General features: G+C 73.0%; 14 protein-coding genes. 4 read left to right on the top strand and 10 right to left on the bottom strand.

Annotation, left to right across the window (positions count from 1 at the left end):
- Nucleotides 1-36: 36 nt before the first annotated feature.
- Both KY5_RS37145 and KY5_RS37140 read right to left on the bottom strand, forming a co-directional pair.
- Nucleotides 37-12,222: a type I polyketide synthase gene (locus KY5_RS37145; protein WP_107645732.1), complete on the bottom strand. Its 12,186-nt coding sequence runs from the start codon at nucleotides 12,220-12,222 to the stop codon at nucleotides 37-39.
- A 1,215-nt stretch (nucleotides 12,223-13,437) separates the two neighbouring features.
- Nucleotides 13,438-14,388 carry a LysR family transcriptional regulator gene (locus KY5_RS37140; protein WP_098246315.1) on the bottom strand — a complete coding sequence of 317 codons (951 nt, stop codon included), beginning with the start codon at nucleotides 14,386-14,388 and terminating at the stop codon, nucleotides 13,438-13,440.
- A gap of 101 nt (nucleotides 14,389-14,489) precedes the next feature.
- On the opposite strand from KY5_RS37140, the gene KY5_RS37135 reads away from it, so the two are divergent.
- Together KY5_RS37135 and KY5_RS43135 are read left to right on the top strand one after the other, a co-directional pair.
- Nucleotides 14,490-14,906 (top strand): tautomerase family protein, encoded by a 417-nt coding sequence (locus tag KY5_RS37135; RefSeq protein ID WP_098246314.1) that lies wholly within the window; start codon nucleotides 14,490-14,492, stop codon nucleotides 14,904-14,906.
- A gap of 2 nt (nucleotides 14,907-14,908) precedes the next feature.
- A complete protein-coding gene (locus tag KY5_RS43135; RefSeq protein ID WP_098246313.1) occupies nucleotides 14,909-16,015 on the top strand; it encodes a bifunctional class I SAM-dependent methyltransferase/NUDIX hydrolase in 1,107 nt (368 codons plus the stop codon).
- Here the strand turns inward: KY5_RS43135 and KY5_RS37125 are convergent.
- From KY5_RS37125 to KY5_RS37100, 6 genes are all read right to left on the bottom strand, one after another.
- Entirely contained in the window at nucleotides 15,999-17,045 is a 1,047-nt protein-coding gene (locus KY5_RS37125) for a methyltransferase (RefSeq protein ID WP_159072692.1), read from the bottom strand. The genes KY5_RS43135 and KY5_RS37125 overlap by 17 nt on opposite strands.
- 108 nt (nucleotides 17,046-17,153) lie before the next feature.
- A complete protein-coding gene (locus tag KY5_RS37120) occupies nucleotides 17,154-18,374 on the bottom strand; it encodes a metallophosphoesterase (RefSeq protein WP_098246311.1) in 1,221 nt (406 codons plus the stop codon).
- 166 nt (nucleotides 18,375-18,540) lie between these two features.
- Nucleotides 18,541-20,427, bottom strand: coding sequence for an ABC transporter ATP-binding protein (locus KY5_RS37115; protein WP_098246310.1), 1,887 nt, complete (start codon nucleotides 20,425-20,427; stop codon nucleotides 18,541-18,543).
- Between the two features lie 117 nt (nucleotides 20,428-20,544).
- The gene (locus KY5_RS37110) at nucleotides 20,545-21,402 is read right to left on the bottom strand and encodes a GNAT family N-acetyltransferase (RefSeq protein ID WP_098246309.1); all 858 of its coding nucleotides are present in this window, start codon (nucleotides 21,400-21,402) and stop codon (nucleotides 20,545-20,547) included.
- 71 nt (nucleotides 21,403-21,473) lie between these two features.
- Nucleotides 21,474-22,760: a CynX/NimT family MFS transporter gene (locus KY5_RS37105; RefSeq protein ID WP_098246308.1), complete on the bottom strand. Its 1,287-nt coding sequence runs from the start codon at nucleotides 22,758-22,760 to the stop codon at nucleotides 21,474-21,476.
- Nucleotides 22,753-23,493: a FadR/GntR family transcriptional regulator gene (locus tag KY5_RS37100; protein ID WP_098246307.1), complete on the bottom strand. Its 741-nt coding sequence runs from the start codon at nucleotides 23,491-23,493 to the stop codon at nucleotides 22,753-22,755. Before KY5_RS37100 ends, KY5_RS37105 begins: the two co-directional genes overlap by 8 nt.
- Before the next feature lie 371 nt (nucleotides 23,494-23,864).
- Between KY5_RS37100 and KY5_RS37095 the strand changes: the two genes are divergently transcribed.
- Nucleotides 23,865-24,752: a glycoside hydrolase family 19 protein gene (locus tag KY5_RS37095; RefSeq protein WP_098246306.1), complete on the top strand. Its 888-nt coding sequence runs from the start codon at nucleotides 23,865-23,867 to the stop codon at nucleotides 24,750-24,752.
- A gap of 116 nt (nucleotides 24,753-24,868) precedes the next feature.
- Here the strand turns inward: KY5_RS37095 and KY5_RS37090 are convergent, their stop codons facing one another.
- Together KY5_RS37090 and KY5_RS37085 are read right to left on the bottom strand one after the other, a co-directional pair.
- Entirely contained in the window at nucleotides 24,869-25,306 is a 438-nt protein-coding gene (locus KY5_RS37090; protein WP_098246305.1) for a nitroreductase/quinone reductase family protein, read from the bottom strand.
- 37 nt (nucleotides 25,307-25,343) lie between these two features.
- The gene (locus tag KY5_RS37085; protein ID WP_098246304.1) at nucleotides 25,344-25,895 is read right to left on the bottom strand and encodes a TetR/AcrR family transcriptional regulator; all 552 of its coding nucleotides are present in this window, start codon (nucleotides 25,893-25,895) and stop codon (nucleotides 25,344-25,346) included.
- Between the two features lie 170 nt (nucleotides 25,896-26,065).
- Here KY5_RS37085 and KY5_RS37080 point away from each other — a divergent pair, with 170 nt between their 5' ends.
- A complete protein-coding gene (locus KY5_RS37080; RefSeq protein ID WP_098246303.1) occupies nucleotides 26,066-26,539 on the top strand; it encodes a DUF1348 family protein in 474 nt (157 codons plus the stop codon).
- The last annotated feature ends 72 nt before the right edge of the window (nucleotides 26,540-26,611 follow it).

Below are 26,611 nucleotides of genomic sequence, written 5' to 3'. Positions count from 1 at the left end.
AGGCGGTGCAGACGAGATCGGCGCGGCTCTGCGCGTTCACGAGGTCTCGAGTTCGTTGTCGAGGTAGCCGAAGAGTTCGTCGTCGGTGGCCGACGCGAGGTCGGAATCGGCGTCCTCGTCCGGGTCGTCGGCGCGGGCTTCGCTCCACCGGGCGAGCAGGGCGCGCAGGCGCAGGTCCGCCTTGGTGACGGCGCCGTCGTCGGTGAGGGCGAACAGGACGTTCTCCAGCTGGTCGAGCTGGTCGAGCACGTCGGTGTCCGGCTCGGTCCCGTTCTGGGCGAGCAGGGGCAGGACGTGCCGGGCGATCGCCGCGGGCGTCGGGTGGTCGAACACCAGGGTCGAAGGCAGCCGGAGGCCGGTGGCGGCCGTGAGCCGGTTGCGCAGTTCCACCGAGGTCAGCGAGTCGAAGCCGAGGTCCTTCAGGCCGCGTCCCGGCTCGACCTCGGTGCCCGCGGTGTGGCCGAGCACGGCCGCGACCTCGGCGCACACCAGGTTCAGGACCGCCTCCTCGCGCTCCTCGGCGGAGTGGCCCGCGAGGGTGTCGGCGAACGAGACGGTGGCGACGGGGTGCGCCGTCGCGGCGCGGCGGACGGGGGCGCGGACCAGGCCGCGCAGCAGGGGCGGCAGGGTGCCGTCCGCGAGCTGTTGGCGCAGCATGGTGGTGTCGAGGCGGAGCGGGGCGAGTACGGCGCGGTCGTCGCCGGCCGCGGCGTCGAGGAGCGCGAGCGCGTCCTCGGTGGGCAGTTCGAGGACTCCGGAGCGGCCGAGCCTGGCCCGGTCGCCCTCGTCGAGCCCCGCCGTCATGCCGCTCGCGGCCGCCCACATGCCCCAGGCCAGGGAGACGCCGGGCAGGCCGAGGGTGCGACGGCGGAGTACGAGGGCGTCGAGCGCGGCGTTGGCCGCCGCGTAGCTCGCCTGGCCCGCGCTGCCGAGGAGTCCGGCGGCGGAGGAGAACACGAGGAACGCGGACAGGTCGGCGTCCCTGGTCAGTTCGTCCAGGTGCCGCAGGCCGTCGACCTTCGGGGCGAACACGCGCTCCACCCGGTCGGGCGTCAGGGACTCCAGTACGCCGTCGTCGACGACGCCCGCCGTGTGCACGACCGCGCCCAGGGGCCTGTCGAGGGAGGCGAGCAACGCCGCCACGGAGGCGCGCTCCGCGACGTCGCAGGCGGCCACGGTCACCCGGGCGCCGAGCGCCGCGAGTTCGTCGCGCAGTTCCGGCGCCCCTTCGGTGGCCAGGCCCTTGCGTCCGACCAGGACGAGGTCGCGTACGCCGTGCTCGGTGACCAGGTGGCGGGCGACCAGCGTGCCGAGGGTGCCGAGGCCGCCGGTGACCAGGACGGGGCGGTCCGGGTCGGGGCGCCACGCGCTGTCGGCGGGCGGGGCGCCGGTGCCGGCGCGGGTGAGGCGCGGAACCGTCATCCGCCCTGCGCGCAGGGCGAGTTGGGGCTCGTCGGTGCCGAGCGCGGCGGGTACGGCGCGGGCGGACTCCTCGGTGCCGTCGAGGTCGACCAGGGCGAACCTGCCGGGGTTCTCGGTCGCTGCCGAGCGCACCAGGCCCCACACGGCGGCCTGGGCCGGGTCGGGCGCCTGGGGGTCGGTCGCGCCCCGGGTGACGAACACCAGGCGGGTGCCCGCGGTCCGCTCGTCGGCGAGCCAGTCCTGGGCGAGTGTCAGCGCCCAGACCGCCGCCTCGCAGGTGGCCTTGCCTTCGTCGCCGGACGGGATCGGGCAGGGGGCGAGCAGGTCGCGCACGCCGTCGAGCCCGCCGAAGTCGCGGACGGTGGGGGCGTCGATGCCCAGTTCGCCGAGATCTCCGAAACCGTCGAGAGCACCGTCGCCGAGCACGGCGAGACCGGGCGTGCTCTCCCCGGTCGCCTCGAGGGGCGTCCACTCCAGGGCGAGCAGCGACTCGGCGGTCCGCGAGGCGAGTCCGCGCAGCTCCACAGGGCGCATGACCAGCGATTCGACGCTCGCCACGGGCCGTCCCGCCGGGTCGGCGATGGTCAGTGACATGTCGTCCTGGCCCTTGGGCGACCAGCGCACCCGCAGCGTCGATGCGCCGACGGCGTGCAGCCGCACGCCGGTGAAGCTGAACGGCAGCCGGGGGCCGCCGCCCCTCTCGTCGAGGGCGCGCAGGACGGGGGCGTGCAGGGCGGCGTCGAGCAGTGCGGGGTGCACGCTGAAGCCGTCGCCGCCGGTGCCTTCCGGCAGGGCCACTTCGACGTACGCGTCGTCGTCGAGGCGCCAGGCGGCGCGCAGGGCGCGGAACACGGGGCCGTAGCCGTAGCCGAGTTCGGTGAGGCGGTCGTAGACGTCGTCGACGTCCATCGGTGTCGCGCCCTTGGGCGGCCAGACGGTGAGGTCGGCCGGCGGGGTGTCACCGGTGGTGAGCGTGCCGGTGGCGTGCTCGGTCCACGGCTCGTCCCTCTCGGCGTCCTCGGCCCGCGAGTGGACCCGGATGCCGCGTCGCCCGTCGCTCTCCGCACCGACGGTGACGCGCAGGGCGAGGCCGCCGCGTTCGGGCAGCACCATCGGGGCGTGCAGGGTCAGTTCCTCGACGGTGTCGAGGCCGCAGTGTCCCGCCGCGTGCAGGGCGAGGTCGAGGAATCCGGTGCCGGGGAACAGCACCCGGCCGCCGACGCCGTGGTCGGCGAGCCAGGGCTGGGCCCGCGTGGACAGCCTGCCGGTGAGGACGACGCCGTCGGAGTCGGGCAGCGCGACGGCGGCGCGGAGCAGCGGGTGGTCGCCCGCGGCGACGCCGAGGGCCGTGGTCGCGCCCTCGCCCGCGGGGGCGACGGCGGCGGTCAGCCAGTACCGGTCGTGCTGGAAGGCGTAGGTGGGCAGGTCGACCATGGTGCCCCGGCCGCCGATGACGGCCGTCAGGTCGATCCCGGCGCCCCTGACGTGCAGGTGTGCGGCGGCGCGGGTCAGCGCGTCCGGCTCGGGGTGCTCGGAGCGCAGCGACGGTACGAACACCGCGTCGGGGGCGCTGTCCTGGCCCATCGCGGTGAGCGCGCCGCCGGGTCCGACCTCGACCATGGTGGTGACGCCCTGTGCGACGAGCGCGGTGACGCCGTCGGCGAACCGCACGGGCTGACGCACGTGGTGGACCCAGTGGTCGGGCGATGCCAGTTCGTCGGCGCCGACCGGCGCGCCGGTGAGCGTGGACACGATGGGCAGCGTGGGCGGGTGGGCGGTGGTGCCCTCGACGACGCGGCGGAACTCGGCGAGCATCGGTTCCATCAGCGGCGAGTGGAAGGCGTGGCTGACGCGCAGCCTGGTGACCTTGCGGCCCTGTGCCTCGAGCCGGTCGGCGAGGGCGAGCACCTGCTCCGCGCTGCCGGACAGGACGAGGGAGTCCGGGCCGTTGATGGCGGCGATGCCGACGTGCTCGGAGCACTCGGGCGCGATCTCGTCCTCGGTGGCCCGCACCGCGACCATGACGCCGCCCTCGGGCAGTGCCTGCATGAGCGCGCCGCGGGCGGCGACGATCGCGCAGGCGTCGGGGAGCGAGAAGACGCCCGCGACGTGCGCGGCGGCCAGTTCGCCGATCGAGTGGCCCGCGAGCGCGTCGGGCGTCAGGCCCCAGGACTCCCACAGGCGGTAGAGGGCGACCTCGACGGCGAACAGCGCGGGCTGCGCGTACTCGGTGCGGTCGAGGGCTTCCTGGTCGTCGCCGAAGACGACGTCGCGCAGCGGCGTGGCGAGGTGCGGGTCGAGGTGGGCGAACGCCTCGTCGAGCGCGTCGGCGAACACGGGCTGCGTCGCGTACAGGCCGCGGCCCATGCCGATGCGCTGGGAGCCCTGCCCGGCGAAGAGCACGGCGAGCCTGCCGCCGTCGGGGGCGCCGCGCACCACGGTGGGCGCGTCGGTGCCCGCGGCCAGCGCGTCGAGTCCGGCGCGCAGTTCGGGCGTGCTCGTGCCGAGGACGACCGCGCGGTGGTCGAGCGCGGCCCGTCCCTTGGCGAGGGTCGCGGCGACGTCGACCGGCGAGAGCTCGGGGCGCTCGTCCACGGTGGCGGCCAGGCGCGCGGCCTGGGCGCGCAGCGCGGTGGTGTCGCGGGCGGACAGTGCCCAGGCGAGAGGTCCTTCGGGCGCGGCGGGAGCGGCCTGTTCGGACTCGTGGACCTCTTCGGCCTGTTCGATGATGACGTGGCCGTTGGTGCCGCTGACGCCGAACGCGGAGACGGCGGCCCGCCGGGGCCTGCCGACCTCCGGCCACGGCTGCTGCTCGGCGAGCAGTTCCACGGCGCCGGTCGTCCAGTCGACGTGCTGGGACGGCTGGTCGAGGTGGAGGGTGCGCGGCAGGACGCCGTGCCGGATCGCCTGCACCATCTTGATGACGCCCGCGATGCCGGAGGCGGCCTGGGTGTGGCCGATGTTGGACTTCAACGCGCCGAGCAGCAGCGGCCGTTCGGCGGGGCGCTCCTGGCCGTACGTGGCGAGCAGGGCCTGTGCCTCGATGGGGTCGCCGAGCCGGGTGCCCGTGCCGTGGCCTTCGACGGCGTCGACGTCCGGCGCGGTCAGGCCCGCGCTGTCGAGTGCCGCGCGGATGACGCGCTGCTGCGCGGGGCCGCTGGGTGCGGACAGGCCGTTCGACGCGCCGTCCTGGTTGATCGCGGAGCCGCGCACGACGGCGAGGACCTCGCGGCCGTTGGCGCGGGCGTCCGAGAGCCGCTCCAGGAGGATCAGGCCCGCGCCCTCGCCCCAGCCGACACCGTCGGCGGCGTCGGCGTAGGGCTTGCTGCGGCCGTCGGGGGCCAGGCCGCCCTGGAGGCTGAACTCGGCGAAGGGCGTCGGCGTCACCATGATCGCCGTGCCGCCCGCGAGCGCCATCGAGCACTCCCCGGACCGCAGCGCCTGCACCGCGAGGTGCAGGGCGACCAGCGAGGACGAGCAGGCGGTGTCGATGGTGACGGCGGGGCCGCGCAGGCCGAGCGTGTAGGCGATGCGGCCGGAGACGACGCTCAGCGCGTCGCCGGTCAGGCGGTAGCCGTCCATCTCGGGCGCGGCCTGCTCCAGGGTGCCCGCGTAGCTCTGCGGCGACGCGCCGACGAACACGCCGGTGAGGCTCTCGCGGACCGACGTCGGGTCGACGCCCGCCCGCTCGAAGGCCTCCCAGGCCAGTTCGAGGATCTGCCGCTGCTGGGGGTCCATCGCGAGGGCCTCGCGCGGGGCGATGCCGAAGAAGTTCGCGTCGAAGCCGCCCGCGTCGTCGAGGAAGGCGCCTTCCAGGGTGCTGCTGCGGCCCTGGGCCGCCGCGTCGGCCGGGTAGAGGCGGTCGGTGTCCCAGCCCCGGTCGTCCGGGAAGGGGCCGACGGCGTCGCGTCCTTCGAGGACGAGCGACCACAGGTCCTCGGGGCCGCGTACGCCGCCGGGGAAGCGGCAGCTCATCGCGACGACCGCGATCGGCTCGTCGGTGTCGCGGGCCGCGGTCCCGGTCCGCGCGGCGGTGGCGCGCTCGCCGAGGACCACGGTGTGCAGGTGGCGGGCGAGCGCCTCCGGCGTCGGGTGGTCGAACACGACGGTCGTGGGCAGGCGTGTGCCGGTGGCGGTGTTGAGCCGCTTGCGGACCTCGATCGCGGTGAGCGAGTCGAAGCCGAGCTCGCGGAACGCCCGGTCGGGGGTGACGGATTCGGGTCCTTCGTGGCCGAGGACCGCGGCGGCGTGGCCGCGCACCAGGTCGAGCAGGTGCCGGTGCTGGTCGGCCTCGTTGAGCCCGACCAGGCGTTCGGCGAGGGCGCCGCCCGTGGCGGGCTGCTCCGCATCGTCCTGCTCGGCGAGCGCCACGACGTCGGGTATCTCGCCGATCAGCGGGCGGGAGCGGGCCGCGGTGAAGCCGGGGGCGAAGCGGGGCCAGTCGACGTCGGCGACCGTCAGGGTCGTCTCGTCCGCCGCGAGGGCGGTGGCGAGCGCGTCGACGGCGAGCCGGGGCTTCATGGGGCGCAGGCCCCTGCGGCGCAACTGTTCGTCCAGGTCGTCGGTGACCATGCCCTTGCCCTCGCCGGCCCACATCCCCCAGGACACCGAGGTGGCGGGCAGTCCCGCCGCGCGGCGGCGCTGCGCGAGGGCGTCGAGGTAGGCGTTGGCGGCGCCGTACGCGCCGAGTTCGCCGCTGCCCCAGACCGCGGATCCGGAGGAGAACAGGACGAACGCATCGAGGTCGCGCCCCGCGCAGAGCTCGTCCAGGTGGGCGGCGCCGACGGCCTTGGCCGCGAGGGCGTGGGCGAGGCCCGGGGTGTCCGTGTCGGCCAGCGCCTTGGACACCACGACACCCGCCGCGTGGAACACCGAGCGGACGGGGGTGCCTTCGGCGTCGAGCCGCGCGAACAGGTCGGCGAGCGCGGCGCGGTCGGCCGCGTCGCAGGCGGCGACGGTGGTCCGTACGCCGAGCGCGGTCAGCTCGTCCGCCAGCTCGCGGGCGCCGGGCGCACCGGCGCCGCTGCGGCTGGTCAGGACGATGTGCTCGGCGCCGCTTGCCGCGAGCCAGCGGGCGACGTGGCCGCCGATGGCGCCGGTGCCGCCGGTGATGAGCGCGGTGCCGCCGGTGCGCCAGGCGGGCGCGGTGGCCCGTGCGGGGGCGGGGACCAGCCGTCGTACGGAGACACCGGAGGCCCGGACCGCCAGTTGGTCCTCGTCGTCGTGCCGGGTGAGCACGGCGGCGAGGCGCGTCGAGGTCCTGCCCTCGGGGGTGGTGGGCAGGTCGACGATGCCGCCCCAGCGGTCCGGGTGTTCGAGACCGACGCTCAGGCCGAGGCCCCAGACCTGGCTCTGCGTCGGGTGGGTGAGCGGATCGGAGCGTCCGACGGACACCGCGCCCGTCGTGGCCAGCCACAGCGGCGCGGCGATCCCGGCGTCGCCGAGGGCCCGCACGAGCGCCAGCGTGCCGGAGAGGCCGCTCGGGACGTCGGGCGCCTCGGGGTCGGGCCGTTCGTCCAGGGCGAGCAGGGACAGCACGCCGCTGGGGACGACGTCCAGGGCGCGCAGCGACTCGACGGATCCTTCGGTCTCGATGACGTCGGCGCCGTGGGCGCGCAGGGCGTCGACGGCGGCGGTGTGCCACGGGTGTGCCGCTTCGGTCGGCGCGCCGACCACGAGCCACGTGCCGGTCAGGACGGGCGTGTCGGTGGCGGCGGCGAGCGGGCGCCAGGCGACCTTCAGACGCCACGCGTCGACGGCGGACCGCTCCTGCCCGCGCCGACGCCAGTCGGCCAGGCTGGGCAGGACGTCGGTGAGGGGCGCGTCGGCGGGGACGTCGAGGGTCGCGGCGAGGTCGCCGCGCTCCACCGAGGCCCAGAACTCCTCGAGGGCCGGGTCGGCGGCGGCCGTCGGGCGGGCCGTGTCGTCGAGCCAGTAGCGCTTGCGCTGGAAGGGGTACGTCGGCAGGTCGACATGTCGTCCGGCGGGCACCAGGGCACGCCAGTCGAAGGGCAGGCCCTCGACGTACGCCTCGGCCGCCGACAGCAGGAACCGGTCGAGTTCGCCGTCGGTCCTGCGCAGCGTGCCGACGACGATGGCGTCACGGCCCGTCGCGTCGAGCGTCTCGCGCACCCCGAAGGTGAGGACGGGGTGGGGGCTGCATTCGATGAACGTGCCGACGCCGTGCTCCAGCAGGCCACGGGTGGCGTCCTCGAAGCGCACGGTGTGCCGCAGGTTCTGGTACCAGTACTCGGCACCGACCTCGGTCCCGGTCAGCCACTCCCCCGTCACGGTGGAGAGCATCGGGACCTGCGCGGACCGGGGCTCCACTCCGGTGAGGAGGGTCGCCAACTCCGTCTGGATCCGCTCGACGTGCGGGGAGTGGGAGGCGTAGTCGACAGGAACGCGACGGGCCCGTACCTCATCGGCGGCGCAGGAGTCCATCAGCTCGTCCAGAGCATCCGCGTCACCCGCCACGACCACCGAACCGGGACCATTGACCGCAGCGATGGAGATCCGGCCGTCCCAACGGGCGATCCGCTCACGCGCCGCCTCGACCGTCATCGCCAGGGACACCATGCCGCCCTGGCCCGACAGCGCCAGAATCGCCTGACTGCGCAACGCCACAATCTGCGCCGCATCCTCCAGCGAGAGCGCGCCCGCCACATGCGCGGCGGCGATCTCACCCTGAGAGTGACCCACCACGGCATCGGGCTCCACGCCGTACGAACGCCACAACGCGGCCAGCGACACCATCACCGCGAACAACACGGGCTGAACTACGTCTACGCGCTCCAACGCATCCGCGTCGGACAGCACGTCCCACAACGACCAGTCGACATAAGGGGCGAGCGCCTCGGCACACGCGTCCATGGAGGCACGGAACACCGGCGAGGACTCCGCCAACGCCACGCCCATCTCCAGCCACTGCGAACCCTGACCGGGGAACACGAACGCCGTCTTGCCCGCAGACCGCGCGACCCCCACCGCCACACGCGCCGACTCAGCACCCTGAGAAACCGCCGCCAACGCCTCCGCGCCGCCCGCCACCACCACAGCCCGGTGATCAAACACCGACCGCGACAACAACGCATCCGCCACACGCGCAGAACCCAACTCACCCACCACGGGAGTGAGTTGAGAAGCGTGCGCGCGCAGCGCGTCTTCCGTGCGGGCAGAGAGCACCAACGGCGTCGGCCCGGACGCCGAAGGCTCCTCGGCGGGGAAGTCGTCGGGTGCCTGCTCGAGAACCACGTGTGCGTTGGTGCCGCTGATGCCGAACGAGGACACGGCGGCCCGTCGGGGGCGGGTGACCTGCGGCCACGGCGTGGTCTCGGTGACCAGTGACACCGCGCCGGACGCCCAGTCGACGTGCGGTGTGGGCTCGGTGATGTGCAGGCTCTTGGGCAGGACGCCGTGCCGCAGCGCGAGGACCATCTTGATGAGGCCCGCGACGCCCGAAGCCGCCTGCGTGTGACCGATGTTGGACTTCACGGAGCCGAGCAGCAGCGGCTGGTCGGCGGGGTGCTCCTGGCCGTAGGTGGCGAGCAGGGCGTCCGCCTCGATCGGGTCGCCGAGGCGCGTGCCCGTGCCGTGCGCCTCGACGGCGTCGACCTCGGCGGCCGATACGCCCGCGTCGGCGAGCGCCTGCCGGATCACCTTGCGCTGCGCGGGGCCGCTGGGGGCGGTGAGGCCGTTGGACGCGCCGTCCTGGTTGATCGCGGTGCCCTTGATCAGGGCGAGTACGGGGTGTCCGTTGCGCCGCGCGTCGGACAGGCGCTCGAGGACCACCATCGTGGCGCCCTCGGCGAGGCCGAAGCCGTCCGCGCTGCCGGAGAACGCCTTGCACCGGCCGTCGGGGGCGAGCGCGCGCTGCTTGCTGAACTCGACGAACATGCCCGGTGACGGCATGACCGTGACACCGCCCGCGAGCGCGAGCGGGCACTCGCCGCGCCGCAGCGACTGCACGGCCACGTGCAGGGCGGCGAGCGAGGAGGAGCACGCGGTGTCGAGGGTCAGCGCGGGGCCCCCGAATCCGAACGTGTAGGAGAGCCTGCCGGACGCGACGCTCGCGGTGTTGCCGGTGAGGAGGTAGCCCGCCAGGTCCTCGGACGCCTCGTGAAGGCGGGGGCCGTAGTCCATCGTCATGGCGCCGACGAACACGCCGGTGCGGCTGCCGCGCAGCTCCGCGGGGTCGATGCCCGCGCGCTCGATCGACTCCCAGGCGACCTCGAGAAGGAGGCGCTGCTGCGGGTCCATCGCCTGTGCCTCGCGCGGCGATATCCCGAAGAACTCCGGGTCGAACTGGTCGGCGTCGTGCAGGAATCCGGCCTCGCGCTGGTAGTAGCCGCCGGGCCGCTCGGCAGCCTCGTCGTAGCGCCCTTCCAGGTCCCAGCCCCGGTCGGTGGGGAACGGGGTGATGCCCTCGCCGCCCTCGGAGAGCAACGCCCACAGGTCGTCGGGGCCGCGTACGCCGCCGGGCAGGCGGCAGCCCATGGCGACGACGGCGATCGGCTCGCCGTCACCGGCCGCCGCGAAGGCCGCCGTCTCGTCCTCGTCGGCCGGTGCGCCGGTCAGCACCTGGTCGATGTGCGCGGCGAGGCCCCGGCACGTGGGGTTGTCGAACACGGCGGACACCGAGATGTTCAGCCCGGTGGCCGCGTTCAGCAGGTTCCGCAGGGTCACCGCGCCCGCGGAATCGATGCCGAGTGCCAGCAGCAGCGTGTCCGCTTCGGCCTCTGCATCGGACGCTTCGGTCCCGCCGACGACGGCGGTGACCTGCGTGTGGACCAGGTCGACGAGGAAGGCGTGGCGGTCGGGTGCGGCCGCGAGCCGGTCGGCGAGCGAGGGGGCGGTGGCGGCCGAGGGGGCCGGGTGCAGGGGGTAGGCGGGCAGCGGCACGGCGCGGGCGTCCCGGCCGTCGAACACGGCTTCCCAGTCGGGGAGCACGCCGTGCGCGTGCAGTTCGCCGAGCGCGGCGGTCAGGCTGTGGACGCCGCCGCGGTCCCTGTGCAGCGCGCCGACGACGGTCGCCTCGACGCCCGCGTCCTCCGCGGTCTCCTGGACGGCCCTGGTGAGGACGGGGTGCGGGCTGGGTTCGAGGAGCAGGTGGTGTCCGTCGGCGAGGACGGCGCGGGTGGCGCTCTCGAAGTTCGCGGTGTCACGGAGGTTGTGGCACCAGTGGTCCGCGGTGAGCGTGCGCGGGTCGACCCGCGCACCCGTGGTGGCCGTGTAGACCGGCACGTCCGACGGGCGTGCGGTGATCCCGGCGAGGTCGGCGCGCAGGCCGTCGAGCACGGAGTCGACCTGTCGGCCGTGTGCCGCGATGCGGATGGCGATGCTTCTGGCTCTGACGCCGTCGGCGGCCAGTTCGGCGAGGAGTTCGGTGGCCTCGTCCTCGACGCCGGAGACCAGCACCGAGCCGGGGGCGTGCACGGCGGCCAGGTCGAGTCCGTCGTAGCGGGTGAGCCGCTCGCGCACCTCGTCGGCGGGGGCGAGGACGGAGACCATCACACCGCGTTCGAGCAGACGCACCTGTGCCTTGACGAAGTGGGCCACGACGCGGGCACCGTCCTCGACGGACAGCGCGCCCGCGACGGTCGCGGCCGTGATCTCGCCGAAGCTGGAACCGATCACGGCGCCGGGCCGCACGCCCCAGGAGCGCCACACCTCGGAGAGGGCCACCATCATGGCCCAGAGCGCGGGCTGTCCCACGTCGGGACGGTCGAGGGACGCGGGTTCCGCGGTGCCGCGCAGCGCGTCGAGGACGGGCTGGTCCAGGTGCGGCGCGAGGGCGTCCACGCAGGAGTGCAGGTGCTCGGCGAACAGCGGTGACACGGCGAGGAGTTCCTCGGCCATGCCCAGCCACTGGGGGCCGTGCCCGGGGAAGACGAAGGCGGGGTCGACCGCGGCGGCGCGGGCGGGACGTCCGGTCGCGAGTCCCGGCAGGGCCAGGTCGCCCTCGCTGAAGGCGAGCAGATCGGCGGCGAGGCGCTCGCGGTCCCCGCCGGCGAACACGGCGCGGCGGCCGAGTGCGGGCCGGGTGGTGGCGAGGGAGTAGGCGACGTCGACGAGCGGCAGTTCGGGCTCGGCGCGGAGCAGCGTGTGCAGGTCCGCGGCGTGGGCGCGCAGGGCGTCCTGGCTGTGCGCGGACAGCGGGACCGGGATCGCGGGTCCGTCGTGCGCGGTGCGGCCGGGGTCGGGGCGTCCTGCCAGTCGCGCGGCCTCGACCAGGGCGGGAACCCCGGCGGGCCAGGCGCGGTCGGTGTCGTGGTGCGAGCCGACGCGGTAGGCGAAGGTCTCGGTGCGCGGGGCGTCCGCCCGGGTCAGGACGGCGAAGGCACCGTCGGCCCCGACCAGGGCGAGGGTGCGGTCACCGGACCGCAGGGCGGCGACGGCTTCGGCGACGGGGTCGTGCGTGGTCCGGCAGCGGCCGAAGAGGCCCAGTGCGCCCGCCAGTTCGGCTGCGCCGTCGGTTGCCGCTAACGCGCCGTCCCGTGCGGCGTCGTCTCCTGCCGCGCCGTTCCGCACCACGCCGTCGTCCACCGCGCCGTTCCCTGCCGCGCCGTCCCCGGCTAAGTCGCTTCCCGCGGTGTCGGCGGCCAGAAAGACATCGATGTCTACCCGGCCGTCCACGCGGATGCCCGCGTCCTCGCAGGCCCGCCACGCGGACTCCAGTTCGGCCGTACGACCCGCGGGCAGCGCCGCGCCGGTCAGCTCGGCCAGTGCCCCCGCGCCCGATTCCGCCCGTACCGGCGCCGCGGGTGCGACGCCGATGACGGCGACAGTGTCCGTGTCCACTCGCGCCAATTCGCACATGGCAGCTTCTGCCCTCGTCAGTCGTCCACTAGAACCGAACGCATGCATGAATCCATGCATGACACACACAAGACTGGCCTGAATTGACTTCGCGCATTTCTCAGCCAATCCGCCGCGACAACGATCGCAAGTCAAGACCAGCGCTCCAGAAATTGTCAACCAAGGACTTTTGCGATCCGGGTGCGGCATGCCGCGTTGACTCGACGCCCTCGGTCGGGCAATGCCCACCCAGGACGAGCGGGCACGAACAGGGACGCACAGGCGCGCGGAACTACCATACGAACTGCCAGCTCACAGCCGTGTCAGGACCGCGTTAGGGCCGATGCCCTTTTGAACAACGGCCATGCCCTAACGGTCACGAGTTCCTTCCTGTACGACCCATAAGCCAGACACACACCAAGAGGCCGGAAAGTAAACGGCAGGCGCATTCCCCGGCACCCGCCCGTCATGAGACCGTTAAAATTGCGCCAGCCATCCCCCTGGAATGCGCCAGCCCTTCCATCCGTCAATTGGCGAGAATCCAGTACCTGTCAGGCCGAAAACAACTCACAGGTGCGACGTGTCGCAGTTCACACGGTCTTCGCGCGACGACATCCGGCCCCCAGGGCTCGCGCGAGGCGCGAGAAGGGCCAGGACCACGGACGTGACACCATGAAGTGATCATGACATTGAGAAGGCCGACGGGGTCGTAGGTGTGGGGGAAGGGTAAACGCACGACGACAACACCCTTTCGGGCTCGGCGAGAGACCGGCGTCCGGCGACAGCGACGGCACGCCCGGAAGTACGGAACCCGCCTCACGAGCCACTGAGTCTTAGTCCGCCCTTTACGTGGACTCCATGGACCCAGGGGCCTTGCGCGGGCGCCGGACTCGATACAGAGATCAAGGGAAGATGCTCGAAAAGCCCGGCCGGTTGCGCGGGCGGGTCAAAGAAAACAAGTGAATGCGCGACCCGCGCCCTGTGACCGGCTCAACGGTATCGGAGCGGACAGGGCCCGTTCCACCCAATCCGCCGGTGGTTATCAAAAGCGGAATGCTACTTCTCATTTCTCTGACACGGCGGCCTCCCCGCGCGACGAACACCCCGTCAGATATGCCGGAGCGAATCACCCGCTCCCACGCCATCAGGCATTACCGCGCGTAAGCTTCGCGACCGCGATACCGAGTGCGAGGACGCACGGCGGGCGCGGTCGGGCTCTCAGGAGAGGGTCGTCTCCGGGCCCGTCGCGCCCGTTCTGCCGCTCCCAGGACCCGTTTCCCGACCGCTTCGTGCGGCCGCCTCGACGAGCGCCCGCACCGGGAGTTGCCAAGGCCGTTCGCGGGGTCCTGTCAGCACGAGCCGTCTGCTGTGGTGCGGGACGACAGGCACCAGGACGAGGTCGTCGGGGACCAGCGGCCGCGAGACCTCCGGCAGGATCGAGACGCCGAGCCCCGCCTGGACCATGCTGATGAGCGTGCCGAGGTCGCGTACGCGGTGGGCGAGGGAGTACGCCACGCCCCCGAGCCGGTGAATGACACGGATGTGCCGTTCACAGCCGTTGGGCGAGAGGATCAGCGGGTCGTCGGCGAGGTCCCCCACGTGAACGCTCGACTCGCCCGCCAGGGGATGGTTCAGCGGCAGCAGGGCGAAGAAGGGGTCGACGCGCAGCAGAGTCCCCAACTCGCCCTCGCCATCGGCCACTTGTGGCGGATCGACCACGACCGCCGCGTCGGCGGCGCCGCCCGCGAGCCACGCGTCGATCTCCTCGCCGCTGCCCTCGAACACCCGGACCCGGACACCGGGCAGCCGCTCGGACCACTGGCGCAGCAGCGCGGGCAGGAGCCCCTGGCGGACCGTGGGCGTGGCGGCCAGGCGCACCGTGCCGCCCGTCGCCGCGTCGTGCAGGGCGGCAGCCTCACCGATCGCGTCGGTGGCCGCGAGCGCGGCGCGGGCGTGCGGCAGGACGGTGTCGCCAAGCGCCGTGGTGCGTACGGGAGCCGAGCGGACGACGAGCGACGCGCCGAGGGCGCGTTCCAGCGCGGCGAGGGCGTGCGAGACGGCGGACTGGCTCAGCCCGAGATCCGTCGCCGCCGCCCCGAAGCCGCCCGCGTCGACGACAGCGACGAAGGCACGCAGTTGCGGCAGGTTCAGCGCGTGAACCCCTCTCATGAGCCCCTCTCATACCCTCATGAACGATCCGTGTTGGACCCATCTTCGCTGACCAGGAAGGGTTGCGGTCATCCACTCCCCCCTCACGGAAGGCTCCCCGCATGCCGTACATCCGCGTCACCGTCTCCGACCCCGACCTGCCCGCCGCACACCGCGCGGCACTGGCCGAGGGCCTCACGGAGCTGGCCGTCTCCGCGCTCGGCAAGGACGCCGCCCGCACCACGGTCCAGGTGCACACGATCCCCGGTACGCACTACTTCGTCGCGGGCCTGCCGGTCGGCGGGGCCACCGGCGCACATGTGGAGGTGAGCATCACCGCGGGCACCAACAGCGCGGAGGAGAAGGCCCGTTTCATCGCCGGGGCCTACGCCCTGCTCCACGAGACACTGGAGCTTCTGCCTCCGCTCACCGGGGTCGCCCTCCACGAACTCCACCCGGAGAGCTACGGCTACAACGGCATCACCCAACTCGACCACTACCGCCGCGCCGCGCGTGCCGCGGAGGCAAGGAGCAGCTGACCGTGGGATACACCTCGCAGGAAGAGTGGGACGCGCACTACCGGAGCGGCGCCTCGTTCCGCCCGCTCGGCGACAGCGAACGGGAGCTGCTCGCCGCGCACGTCCCGGCCCCGGACGGCGCTCTCGCCCTCGATGTCGGGTGCGGCCTCGGAGAACTCGCCCGGCATCTCGCCGCGGCCGGATACCGCACCGACGCGGTCGACTACGCCCCCGCCGCCGTCGCCGCCGCGAGCGCGGTCGACGGCGTGGGCGAACTCCCGGTGGAATTCCTGCGGTTCGACGTCGAGCGCGACGACATCGCCGGTCTGCCGCACCCGGCGTACGACCTGATCACCTTCCGGCTCTCCCTGGCGTTCGTCGCCGACCGGACCCGGGTCCTGAACCGGCTGCGCGAGCGGCTCAGGCCGGGCGGTGCCCTGTGCGTGATCACGCTCCTCGCCGACCACGTGCCGGAGGGCAGGCGGGACATCGCGCTCGACGAGGACGAGATCGGCCTGCTCGGCGCGGGCTGGGGCCGGGTCGAGCGGTACGACGCGCAGGGACTCGCCTTCCTGGTGCTGCGCGACCCCGCCCCCGCCCGGGTCGCCTTCCGCGGCAAGGGACGGCCGAGGCCGCACGCGCTCACGGGCGCCGGGGTCGTGGTCACCGACGCGGCGGGGCGGGTGCTGCTCGGCCTGTCGGTCGGCGGCGCGTGGGAGCTGCCCGGTGGCAAGAACGAGCCCGGGGAGGCGTTCACCGCGGCGGCGGTGCGCGAGCTCGCGGAGGAGACGGGGCTCCGGGCCGGGGCGGACGACGCGCGTCTGCTCGCCGTCCTCATGGACGCCGTGGACGAGATGCCCCGGGTGACCGCCGCCGTCCGCGTCACCGCGCACACCGGCGAGCCGCGGGTGACGGAGCCGGAGCTGATCCGGCGCTGGGAGTGGCACGAGGTGCGCGATCTGCCCGCCCTGGGCCAGGCCCTGTTCACACCCAGCGCCCACGTCATCGACACGGTCTGGCCGGGGGTGCTGCCCGGACTGCCGCCCGTCCACCGGCACCTCGTGGTCGATCAGGCCGACCGGCGGACGGACGGGGAGTCACCCACGAGTGCCGTCAGGAATCGACCTTGACCGCCTCGACGACGCACATCGGGCCCGCCGTCTCCACGATCCCGGTGAGCCGGAACCCGGCGCCCGCGAGCAGGGCCCGCCAGTCCTGCGGGGTGCGTTCCCTGCCGTCGAGCATGCCCATCATGGTCAGGTCCAGCATCGTGGCGATCTCCGGCGCGGGGCCCTTGCCGATGACGGTCTCGACGAGGTAGAGCCGGGCGCCGGGGGCGGCGGCCTCGTGGACGCGTTCCAGGATGCGGGTGCTCTGCTTGTCGTTCCAGTCGTGGAGGATGAAGCAGGCGAGATACGCGTCGGCCCCTGCGGGAACGGCCTGGAAGAAGTCGCCGCCGCTGGTGTCGATCCGGTCGGCGAGCCCCTGCACCGCAAGGGTCGCGGGCGCGGCCGTGACGACGTGCGGCAGGTCGAAGACGGTGCCCCGCAGCCGGGGGTGGCGCCGCGCGAGGGAGGCGATGGCCGTGCCGTCGGCGCCCCCGATGTCGACGAGGTGCTCGACGTCGCGCAGGTCGATGGCGTCGAGGGCGTCCTGTCGGATGGCGCGCATCATGTTGCCCATCGCGGAGGTGAATCCGGCGACGCGGTCCGCGTCCTCGCCGAGCCAGTCGAAGAAAGGCTTGCCCAACTCCCGTTCGGCGGCCGGGACTCCGTCGTGCAGCGTGGCCCACAACTGGGCGAAGGGCCGGTAGTGGGTCTCCATCCACATGAGGGCGATGTCGCGCACGGATTCGTCGGTGTCACCGCGGAGCGTGTGGCCGAGCGGGCCGAGGGCCACCGAGTCCTGGCTCTCGTCGTACGTGAAGACCTGTTCGACGGAGAGGGTGCGCAGGAGCCTGCGCAGCAGGTCGGGCCGCAGGCCGGTGGCCTCGGCCACCCGGGGGACCCGGCGTGCTCCGTCGCACAGTTCGTCGGCGATGCCCGCGCGGGCCGCGACGTAGAGGGCCTGGGAGATCTGGAACCCGCCGAGCAGGCGCAGTATGGCGACGGCCGGGGTGCGGGTGGGCGTGGCGGGGCCGGGTGCGCTGGTCGCAGTCATGATCGCATCCATACCCCGCAAAGCGGTTCAAACCCCGCTCGCGGAATTCCAGCCTCCGCCCGCGCCCTCCTTTGGCGTGAACCGTCCGGATAGGGGGCTCGCGCCCCCTCAGACCCGCGCGCCCGCCACCGGCGTCGCCGTGCGCGTGCGGTGCGCGAGGCTCGCCTTGCGGGTCGCGACGTCGACCGTGTACGCCTCCACGGTCATCGCCCGGTCCGACACCTTGAGCAGCATGAAGCCGTGGTCGGAGAAGTTCTGCCAGGTCGAGGGGTGGTTGAAGTGGGCCTTGCCGTCACCGGACTTGGCCGCGGCGCCGCAGACGATCTGCCGGGTGCCGCCGGTGCGCGCGGTGGGCTCCAGGAGCTGCAGCGTGTGGTCGTGCCCGGACAGGATGAGGTCGGCGCGGCCGCACACCACCTCCTCGTACAGCTCCTTCAGGTGGATGCCGCTGGTGTAGTTCCCGATCACGAAACCGTCGTACGAACCGGCGCTGCCGTGCTTGCCGTTGTTCAGGTACGGGTGGTGGCCGAGGACGATCTTCCAGCGGGCCCGCGACGCCTTGAGCGCGCCGTCGAGCCAGGCCCGCTGGTCGCGCATGTACGGACCGTTCCAGTAGTAGTGCGGATCGGTCTGCATGACGTACGAGGTGACGGGGTTGGTGTCGAGCGCGAAGAACTCCACCAGTGGGTCGCCCTGTGCTCCGCCGGCGGCGGGCAGCGCCACGTTGTAGTAGCGGCTCGGCATGTACCACCGCCGGGAGCTCTTGGCGTAGGAGACCTCGCGGTCGCCGCGCGAGGGGTCGCCGCCGCTGCCGGGGATCAGCCCGGAGCAGTCGTGGTTGCCGAGGACCATCAGCCAGGGCATGTCCAGGCCGGAGTTGGGGTCCTCGAACTTGCTGGCGAACTCCGAGTCGTGGTCGGACTCGGGACCGTTCTCGTAGATGTTGTCGCCGAGGCCGACGGCGAGGCTGACGCCCTGCGCCGTGCACACCTCGCGCGCGGCGGCGGCGACCGCGTGCTGCGACTCCTCGCCCGTTCCCGCGTCGCCGGTGAGCAGGACCGCGTACTCCCCCGCACGGTTCGGTCCCGTCGGCAGCGGGAACTTCCCCGGCTCCCGCGTGCCGGCGGCCGCGGCCGCCGGCGCCTGTCCCGGCAGCACCGCGAGGGCCGCCGCCCCCGCCACCACGCCTCCGAGCACCGAGCGCCGACGCAGCGCCCGCATCTCCCTGACCCGCTGCCCCACGGGCCCTTCCCCCAGGGAGGGGTCCCGCCGCAGCCACTCGTCCTCGGTCATGTCCGCGCTCGGCGGTATCAACTCGTCATCGCACATGGGAGGTTTCTCTCACGGGAGGGTGTGTCGTTGGTGGGGAACCAATGAACTCCTGGTGGACGTCCGGGGGCTTCGCGATCTTGTGAAACGGCCCGCGCCGGGGGCGGGGTTACCGCCGGTACCGGTACGGGCCGTTTTCTCCTCGGATTTCCTCCGGGGGCTCCCCTCAGGCCGCCTCGACGACATCCGTGCCCTTGGCGAACTGCGTCCGATACAGCTCCGCGTAGCGCCCGCCGACATCGAGGAGTTCCTCGTGCGTGCCGCGTTCCACGATGCGTCCGGCCTCCACGACGAGGATCTGGTCGGCGGACCTGATCGTGGAGAGGCGGTGGGCGATCACCACGGCGGTGCGGCCCGCGAGCGCCTCGCCGAGGGCTTCCTGGACCGCGGCCTCCGAGGTGTTGTCCAGGTGGGCCGTCGCCTCGTCGAGGATGACGACGCGCTGGCGGGCCAGGAGCAGACGGGCGATGGTCATGCGCTGGCGTTCGCCGCCGGAGAGCCGGTAGCCGCGCTCGCCGACCACCGTGTCGAGGCTGTCGGGCAGCGAGCGCACCAGGTCTTCGAGGCGTGCCCTGCGCAGCACGTCCCACAGGTCGTCCTCGGTCGCCTCCGGCCTGGCGAGGAGCAGGTTGGCGCGGACGGACTCGTGGAAGAGGTGGCCGTCCTGGGTGACCATGCCGAGCGTGGCCCGCATCGACTCCGCCGACAGGTCGCGGACGTCGACGCCGCCGATGCGGACGACTCCGGAGTCCGCGTCGTACAGCCGGGGAAGCAGTTGCGCGATGGTCGACTTGCCCGCCCCCGACGAGCCGACGAGCGCGACGGTCTGTCCCGGCTCCGCGCGGAAGGAGAGGCCGTGGAGCACCTCGTCGCCGCCGCGGGTGTCGAGCGAGGCGACCTCTTCGAGGGAGGCGAGGGAGACCTTGTCGGCCGACGGGTAGCCGAAGCTGACCTTCTCGAACTCGACGGCGACCGGGCCTTCGGGCACCGGCACGGCGTCGGGCTTCTCCTCGATGAGCGGCTTCAGGTCGAGCACCTCGAAGACCCGCTCGAAGCTGACGAGTGCGCTCATCACCTCGACCCGTGCGCCCGCCAGGGAGGTCAGCGGCGCGTAGAGACGGGTGAGCAGCAGCGCGAGGGAGACCACGGCGCCCGCTTCGAGCGTGCCTTCCAGGGCGAAGTAGCCGCCGAGGCCGTAGACGAGGGCGAGCGCCAGGGCGGAGACGAGGGTGAGCGCGGTGATGAACGTGGACTGGGCCATGGCGGTGCGGACGCCGATGTCGCGCACCCGGTGGGCCCGCGCGGCGAACTCCGCGGACTCGTCGCCCGGCCTGCCGAAGAGCTTGATGAGGGTGGCGCCCGGCGCGGAGAACCGCTCGGTCATCCGGGTGCCCATCGCGGCGTTGTGGGCCGCGGCCTCGCGCTGCAGCCGGGCCATCCGGGAGCCCATGCGGCGCGCGGGCACGACGAAGACGGGCAGGAGCAGCAGCGCGAGCAGCGTGATCTGCCACGACAGGGTGAGCATGACGGCCAGCGTGAGCACCAGCGTCACGACGTTGCCGACCACTCCGGAGAGCGTGTTGCTGAAGGCGCGCTGCGCGCCGATCACGTCGTTGTTGAGGCGGCTGACGAGCGCGCCCGTGCGGGTGCGGGTGAAGAAGGCGACGGGCATGCGCTGCACGTGGTCGAAGACGGCGGTCCGCAGATCGAGGATGAGGGCCTCGCCGAGGTTCGCCGAAAGCCAGCGGGCGAGCAGGCCGAGTCCGGCCTCGGCGACCGCGATGACGGCGATGAGCAGGGCGTAGCGCACCACGGTCCCGGACTCGGCGCCGGTGACGATGGCGTTGACGACGTTCCCCGCGAGTACGGGGGTGGCCACGGCGAGCAGCGCGGTGACGACGCTCAGCAGCACGAACTGCCAGATGCGCCGCCGGTGGGGCCGTGCGAAGGCGCCGATGCGGCGCAGCGTGGCGCGGGCGAAGGGGCGGCGGTCGTCCTGCTGGGCGTTCATCACGCTGTGCAGCTGGGTCCAGGCGGTGGTTTCCATGCTCATGCGGGGAACGTTAGGACCTCAATCAAGCTTGAGGTCAACGTCTTTCCCGAACGGGGTACGGGGCGGCTGCCGCCGGGTCCCCCGGAACCCGGCGGTCCGCCCCTTCGGGCCGCCCGGCTAACCGAGTTCGAGCGTGGTGACGCCGAAGACCCGCTCCTCGGCGAAGTCCCTGACCGGTCCCGTGTACATGCGGGCGGTGTCGAACGTCGGCTTCATGCCGCGCGCCTCGGCGAGGGCGACCGCCGCCGGGTTGCTCTCGGGCACGTCCATCGCGACGGGAGCGCCGTCGGCCTCCGCCGCCAGCGCGTCCAGGAGCGCCTCGGCGTCCTCGCGGGTGTCCGCGAAGAGCGGCCCGACGCGCCGTGCGTCGCGGCCCGGGCGCAGCACGCCGTACCCGGTGAGCCGCCCGTCGACGATGCGGGCGAGCGAGCGGTGCCCCGGCGCGGCGAGCCAGGACTCCAGGAAGCGCGGCCGGTCGGCGGGCAGGCAGGCGCTGTCGTACGCCATGAGGGCCCGAAGACCCGCGGCCTCGACGGGTCGTACGTGCCGGTCGGGCACGTCGACGGCGGGCAGCGGGCCGATGTAGCGCAGGGTGCCGTGCCGCCGCTGGAAGCCGGAGCGGCGGTAGTTGTCCTGCTGGTCGGGCACGCCGTCCAGGCCCACGGTCCGCCCGCCCGCGTGCGCGAGCCCCGCCTGCCAGGTGGCCAGGCCGTAACCTCGGCCGCGCAGGTCGGGCCTGACGAGGTAGAAGCCCAGAAAGGCGTACCGCTCCCCGTAGTTGACCACCGAGACCGCTGAGACCGGCGCACCGTCGACGCGCCCCACGAAGAACCCCTCGGGGTCCTGCGCGAAGAACGAGGGGGCGTCGGCGAGACCCGGGTTCCAGCCCTCGTCCGCCGCCCATCCCGTCACCACGCGCCAGTCGTCGAGCGTCGCCCGTGAGACCACGAGCCCCCCGTGGGCCGAATCCGTCATCGCTGCACCCTTCTGATCCGACACGGTGCGCCGTGAAGAACCGCACCGGGTGCATCCTGCCCGAGTCGAGGTCAGCCGATGCCCGCCACGTGACGGTCGCGCGCCGCGCCCAGACCGGCCACGACCTGCGGCACGAGCAGCGCGCACAGCAGCACGAGCGGCACCGTCCAGCTGTGCGAGGCGTCGTGGACCGCGCCCAGGATGGTGGGCCCGGTCGCCGCCAGGATGTAGCCGAAGCACTGGGACATGCTGGACAGCTGTGCCGCGTGCCGTGCGTCGGGCGCGCGCTGCACGATGAAGAGCAGCGCGAGACTGATGGCCGCGCCCTGGCCGAGGCCGAGCAGGATCATCCAGAGGTAGGCGCCGCCGACCGGAGCGGCGAGCAGCCCCGCGAAGCCGAGCGCGCAGAGCACCGCGCCGAGTACGGCGAGGGTGCCCGAGCGCAGCCGCCGGCCGACGACGACCGGGGCGAGGAAGGACCCCACGATGCCGAGCAGCGAGGAGAAGGAGAGCATCCAGCCCGCGTCGCCCGCGCTCATCCCCGCGTCCTGGAACACGGTCGGCAACCAGGCGGCCGCCGCGTAGTAGTTGAGGGACTGGAGCCCCATGTACGCGGTGACCTGCCAGGCCAGCGGGGAACGCCACAGACCGCGTACGGGATGGGCCGCCTGTCGCGCCGCCGCCGCGCTCACCCGCGTACGCGACCGTATCTGCGGCAGCCAGACGAGCAGCGCGATCGCCGCGAGCGCGCCCCAACAGGCGAGCGTGGTGCGCCAGTTCATGCCGCTCGCCTGCTGCACGGGCAGCGTGACACCGGCCGCGAGCGCGGCGCCGCCGAACAGCGACATGGAGTACAGGCCCGTCATCAGACCCGCCTTCGCGGGGAAGTCGCGCTTGATCAGGCCCGGCAGCAGGACGTTGGCGACGGCGATGCCCGCGCCGATGACGACGGTGCCCGCGAAGAGCGCGAGCACCGAGTCGAGCAGGCGCAGGGCCGTGCCCGCGCAGATCAGCGCCATGGTGCCGAGCAGCGAACGCTCCATGCCGAAGCGGCGGCCGAGGCGCGGGGCGACGGGCGCGAGCAGCCCGAAGCAGAGCAGCGGCAGCGCGGTGAGCAGGCTGGTGGCGGCGGCCGACATGCCGCTGTCGTCGCGGATGGTGTCGGCGAGCGGCGAGACGGCGACGAGGGCGGGGCGCAGGTTGAGCGCGAGCAGGACGACGCCTACGGCCAGGTAGAGGGCGCGGCGCCCGGTCGGCAGGGTCTGGCCGGTGCCGGTGACGTCGGCGGCCGCCGCGGTGTCGGCGGCTATGTCGGTGCCGGGGCGCGCCCGCACGGCGGCGTGGGTGTCCTCAGACATGAGCCGCTCCCCCGGTGTGCATACCGTCGTCGGTGCCGTCCTGCGGCTGGTCGCGCAGCGCGGCCATGCCCTCGGCGAGATGGGCGAGCACGGCCGCCTCCGCGGCCTCGGGGTCCCGCGCCTCGATGGCGTCGACGATCGCCTCGTGGGCGTCGAGCTGGTGGCGGACCGCGTCGGGCACGGGCGCGGCGACGACGGAGTGCAGCGTCTCGCGCAGGGCGTCGCTGAGGTGCCCGTACAGATCGGCGAGGACGCTGTTGTGCGCCGCGTCGGCGACCGTGCGGTGGAAGGCGACGTCGGCGTCGATGAACGCCGCGATGTTGCCGCTCTGCCAGGCCCGGTCGCGCTCGACGAGCGCGGCCCGCAGGGTGACGAGGTCGTCCTCCGTGCGGCGCGCCGCGGCATGGCGCGCGGCGTCCCGCTCCAGGCTGGCCCGCACCTCGTACGCCTCGATGGCGCCCGCGCGGCGGAGCCTGCGCTGCACGGCGGCGCCGAAGTCGCTGCTGGCTCGCACATAGGTGCCGTCGCCCTGCCGGGGCTCCAGCATGCCGGTGTGCACGAGGGCGCGGACGGCCTCGCGCACGGTGTTGCGGCCCACGGCGAGCTGCTCCACGAGCAGCGGTTCGGCCGGAATCTTCTCGCCGACCTTCCACTCGCCGTCGGCGATGAGGCTCTCCATCTGCGCGATGACCAGATCGACGAGGTTGGTCCGTGCGGCACTGCGCAGCGGCATGGGTCGGCACCTTCTCTTTCTCTCCGAGTTTCGAGAAACATGGGAACATCCCATGTTTGTGAGTGTCAAACGGTGCCGTCGAGCGCTGAAGCCGCCCCGCCCACCGTCCGCATAGTGGACACCCGCCAAGCTTTACCTTGCCCGCCGAGCCGCACCCACCCCTCCCCGCCGCCGAACTCCCGTGGAAGTCGACCCAGTTGAGGGCGCGATTTGCCCGGCGAATTCACAGCGAAGACGCTTCTCGGCCACCGAAGCGCCTGATTCCACCCCTGGTCTAGACCTTGACAGGTCCAGACCACCTTCGCTTGAGTCACCGGCAACCCCCTGGCGGCACCGGGCCCTCCCCCTGCCCGCCCTTAAGGAGAGTTGGCATGATCAAACGAATCACCGGCTTCGCGGCCGCACTGGCCGCCCTCGGCACGATGATCGTCCTGGGTCCGGCCGCCACCACGGCGTCCGCCGCCGCGTGCGCCGCACCGTGGAACTCCTCGTCCGTCTACACGGGCGGCAAGTCCGCCTCGTACAACGGGCACAACTGGACCGCCAAGTGGTGGACCCAGAACGAGACGCCGGGCCGCGCCGACGTCTGGACGGACTCGGGCGCCTGCGGCGGCACGGACCCGGGCAACCCCGACCCGTCCGGATTCCTCGTCACCGAGGCGCAGTTCAACCAGATGTTCCCGAACCGGAACCCGTTCTACACGTACAAGGGCCTGACCGACGCGATCAGCGCCTACCCCGGCTTCGCGAACACCGGCAGCGACACCGTCAAGCGCCAGGAGGCGGCGGCGTTCCTCGCCAACGTCAACCACGAGACGGGCGGCCTGAAGTACGTCGTCGAGCAGAACCAGAGCAACTACCCGCACTACTGCGACAAGACCCAGCCCTACGGCTGTCCGGCCGGACAGGCCGCCTACTACGGGCGCGGCCCGATCCAGCTCAGCTGGAACTTCAACTACAAGGCCGCGGGCGACGCGCTCGGCATCGACCTGCTCAACAACCCGTACCTGGTCGAGCAGAACCCGGCCATCGCCTGGAAGACCGGCCTCTGGTACTGGAACACCCAGAGCGGTCCCGGCAAGATGACCCCGCACAACGCCATGGTCAGCGGCGCCGGTTTCGGTGAGACCATCCGCGCCATCAACGGCACCCTGGAGTGCAACGGCGGCAACCCCGCCCAGGTCCAGAGCCGCATCGACAAGTACAAGGCGTTCACGCAGATCCTGGGCACCACGCCGGGCGCGAACCTGAGCTGCTGAGACCACGGCCGCGCGCCCTTCCACGCGCGGCCCACCCAGCCGGGCGGACCCGCTCCCACGGGTCCGCCCGGCCCCTTGTCCCCGGACGCCTCACCTCACGCCGACGGCCCAGGACCTCACGCGAGCGGTTCGAGACGGAACACCGGATGCCCCGCCGACTCGGCGGCGAACGCCTCGTCCGTGGACTCCTGGGTCACGTCGAAGTAGGGGCGCGTCACGGGCACTTCGCGCAGATACTGCCGGAGCACCGGCACGCTCTCCTCGGGCCCGAGCTCGACCACCCGGACGCTCTCCGACCTGCCGCCGCGGCTGAGACCGATCTCTCCGGCCGCCCGCGCGTTGCGCACCCAGTCGCCCACTCCATAGGCGGCGACGACCCAGCGGCCGCCCTCGGCCGACATCACGTCGACCGGAGTGGCGTACAGGCGCCCGGACTTCCTGCCGCGCACGGTCAGGATGTGCCGGTACCCCTTGCCGATCCCGAACCGGGTCATCGTGTGGAACACCCGGTTGATCGCCCGTGTGCCGGCGGTCACGCGGTACGTCTTCGCCATCGCCCCTCCTCGTGCCGAAGTGTCGAACGCTCGGAGCTTACGTCGCGGCCAGCAACTGCGCCGCGCCGAGGCGGGCTTGACGGGCCGGTTCGGGCGAACCGGTGATCGCGGCGGTCGTCATGGCACCCTCGGCGAGCAGGACCAGCGGCCCGACGGCTCGCTCGGAGCCGCCCGCGTCCGCCACCAGAGCCGCCAGGTACTCGCGGAACGCGGCCTTGTGTGCTCGTACGGTGTCGGCCACCGCCGGGTCCACCGCGCCCAGTTCACCGAAGGAGTTGATGAAGGCGCAGCCACGGAAGTCCGGCTCGGCGAACCACGCGTACAGCCAGTCGTAGACCGCGAGGACGCGCTCGTCGGCGCCCTCGGTGCCGTCCACGTACGCGGCGAGGTGCTCGCGCCAGCGCCGGTCGCGGCGCTCAAGGCAGGCGCGCACCAGCTCCGACTTCGAGGGGAAGACCTGGTAGAGCCGCTTGAGGGAGACGCCTGAGGCGGTGCGCACCTGGTCCATGCCGACGGCCTGGATGCCGCGCTCGTAGAAGAGCCGCTCGGCGGCGTCGAGGAGTCTGGTCTCCGCTTCGGCGTGCCGCATGGAGCCCTTCCTCCGTTCGTCGGGTTTCGGTCTCGGCGAGAACGTGCGTTCTCTCAGGCTACTACGTGCTCGGGCACACCCGCGTCGTTGCGCGAGAACGAGCGTTCTCCTATCGTGGCGCACCTCGGCAGAGAACGACCGTTCTCGCCTCTCTGGTCAAGGAGACCCCCATGCCCACCGCCGCCCGGCCCCCCGTCCCGCCCTTCACCCGCGAGACCGCGATCCAGAAGGTCCGCCTCGCCGAGGACGGCTGGAACAGCCGCACCCCCGAGAAGGTGGCGCTCGCCTACAGCGAGGACTCCCGCTGGCGCAACCGCGCCGAGTTCGTCACCGGGCGCGAGGCCATCGTCGGCTTCCTGTCCCGCAAGTGGGCCCGCGAGCTCGACTACCGGCTCATCAAGGAGCTGTGGGCCCACGAGGGCCGCCGCATCGCGGTGCGCTTCGCCTACGAGTGGCACGACGACTCGGGCCAGTGGTACCGCTCGTACGGCAACGAGAACTGGGAGTTCGACGACGAAGGACTGATGCGCGCCCGGCACGCCTGCATCAACGACCTGCCGATCGCGGAGTCCGACCGCCTCTACCACTGGCCGCTCGGCCGCCGCCCCGACGACCACCCCGGCCTGACCGACCTCGGCCTGTGAGGGACGCCCGCCGCCTTGCGCGGGTGCCGGTGCCGGTTCAGGGTCGAAGGGGAGGGAACCCGATCCTGGGCC

Origin of the sequence: Streptomyces formicae (genome assembly GCF_002556545.1) — a bacterium.
Lineage (GTDB): Bacteria > Actinomycetota > Actinomycetes > Streptomycetales > Streptomycetaceae > Streptomyces > Streptomyces formicae_A.
The sequence above is the reverse complement of the archived record's forward strand: the minus strand, read 5'-3'. Positions and strand labels throughout refer to the sequence as shown.

Excerpts from the sequence above, each read along its gene's own strand:
- KY5_RS37105 (WP_098246308.1), bottom strand. The coding sequence starts at position 22,760 with ATGTCTGAGGACACCCACGCCGCCGTGCGGGCGCGCCCCGGCACCGAC.
- KY5_RS37085 (WP_098246304.1), bottom strand. The coding sequence starts at position 25,895 with ATGCGGCACGCCGAAGCGGAGACCAGACTCCTCGACGCCGCCGAGCGG.
- KY5_RS37080 (WP_098246303.1), top strand. The coding sequence starts at position 26,066 with ATGCCCACCGCCGCCCGGCCCCCCGTCCCGCCCTTCACCCGCGAGACC.
- KY5_RS37090 (WP_098246305.1), bottom strand. The coding sequence starts at position 25,306 with ATGGCGAAGACGTACCGCGTGACCGCCGGCACACGGGCGATCAACCGG.
- KY5_RS37140 (WP_098246315.1), bottom strand. The coding sequence starts at position 14,388 with ATGAGAGGGGTTCACGCGCTGAACCTGCCGCAACTGCGTGCCTTCGTC.
- KY5_RS37100 (WP_098246307.1), bottom strand. The coding sequence starts at position 23,493 with ATGCCGCTGCGCAGTGCCGCACGGACCAACCTCGTCGATCTGGTCATC.
- KY5_RS37125 (WP_159072692.1), bottom strand. The coding sequence starts at position 17,045 with ATGACTGCGACCAGCGCACCCGGCCCCGCCACGCCCACCCGCACCCCG.
- KY5_RS37095 (WP_098246306.1), top strand. The coding sequence starts at position 23,865 with ATGATCAAACGAATCACCGGCTTCGCGGCCGCACTGGCCGCCCTCGGC.
- KY5_RS37110 (WP_098246309.1), bottom strand. The coding sequence starts at position 21,402 with ATGACGGATTCGGCCCACGGGGGGCTCGTGGTCTCACGGGCGACGCTC.
- KY5_RS37135 (WP_098246314.1), top strand. The coding sequence starts at position 14,490 with ATGCCGTACATCCGCGTCACCGTCTCCGACCCCGACCTGCCCGCCGCA.
- KY5_RS37115 (WP_098246310.1), bottom strand. The coding sequence starts at position 20,427 with ATGAGCATGGAAACCACCGCCTGGACCCAGCTGCACAGCGTGATGAAC.
- KY5_RS37120 (WP_098246311.1), bottom strand. The coding sequence starts at position 18,374 with ATGTGCGATGACGAGTTGATACCGCCGAGCGCGGACATGACCGAGGAC.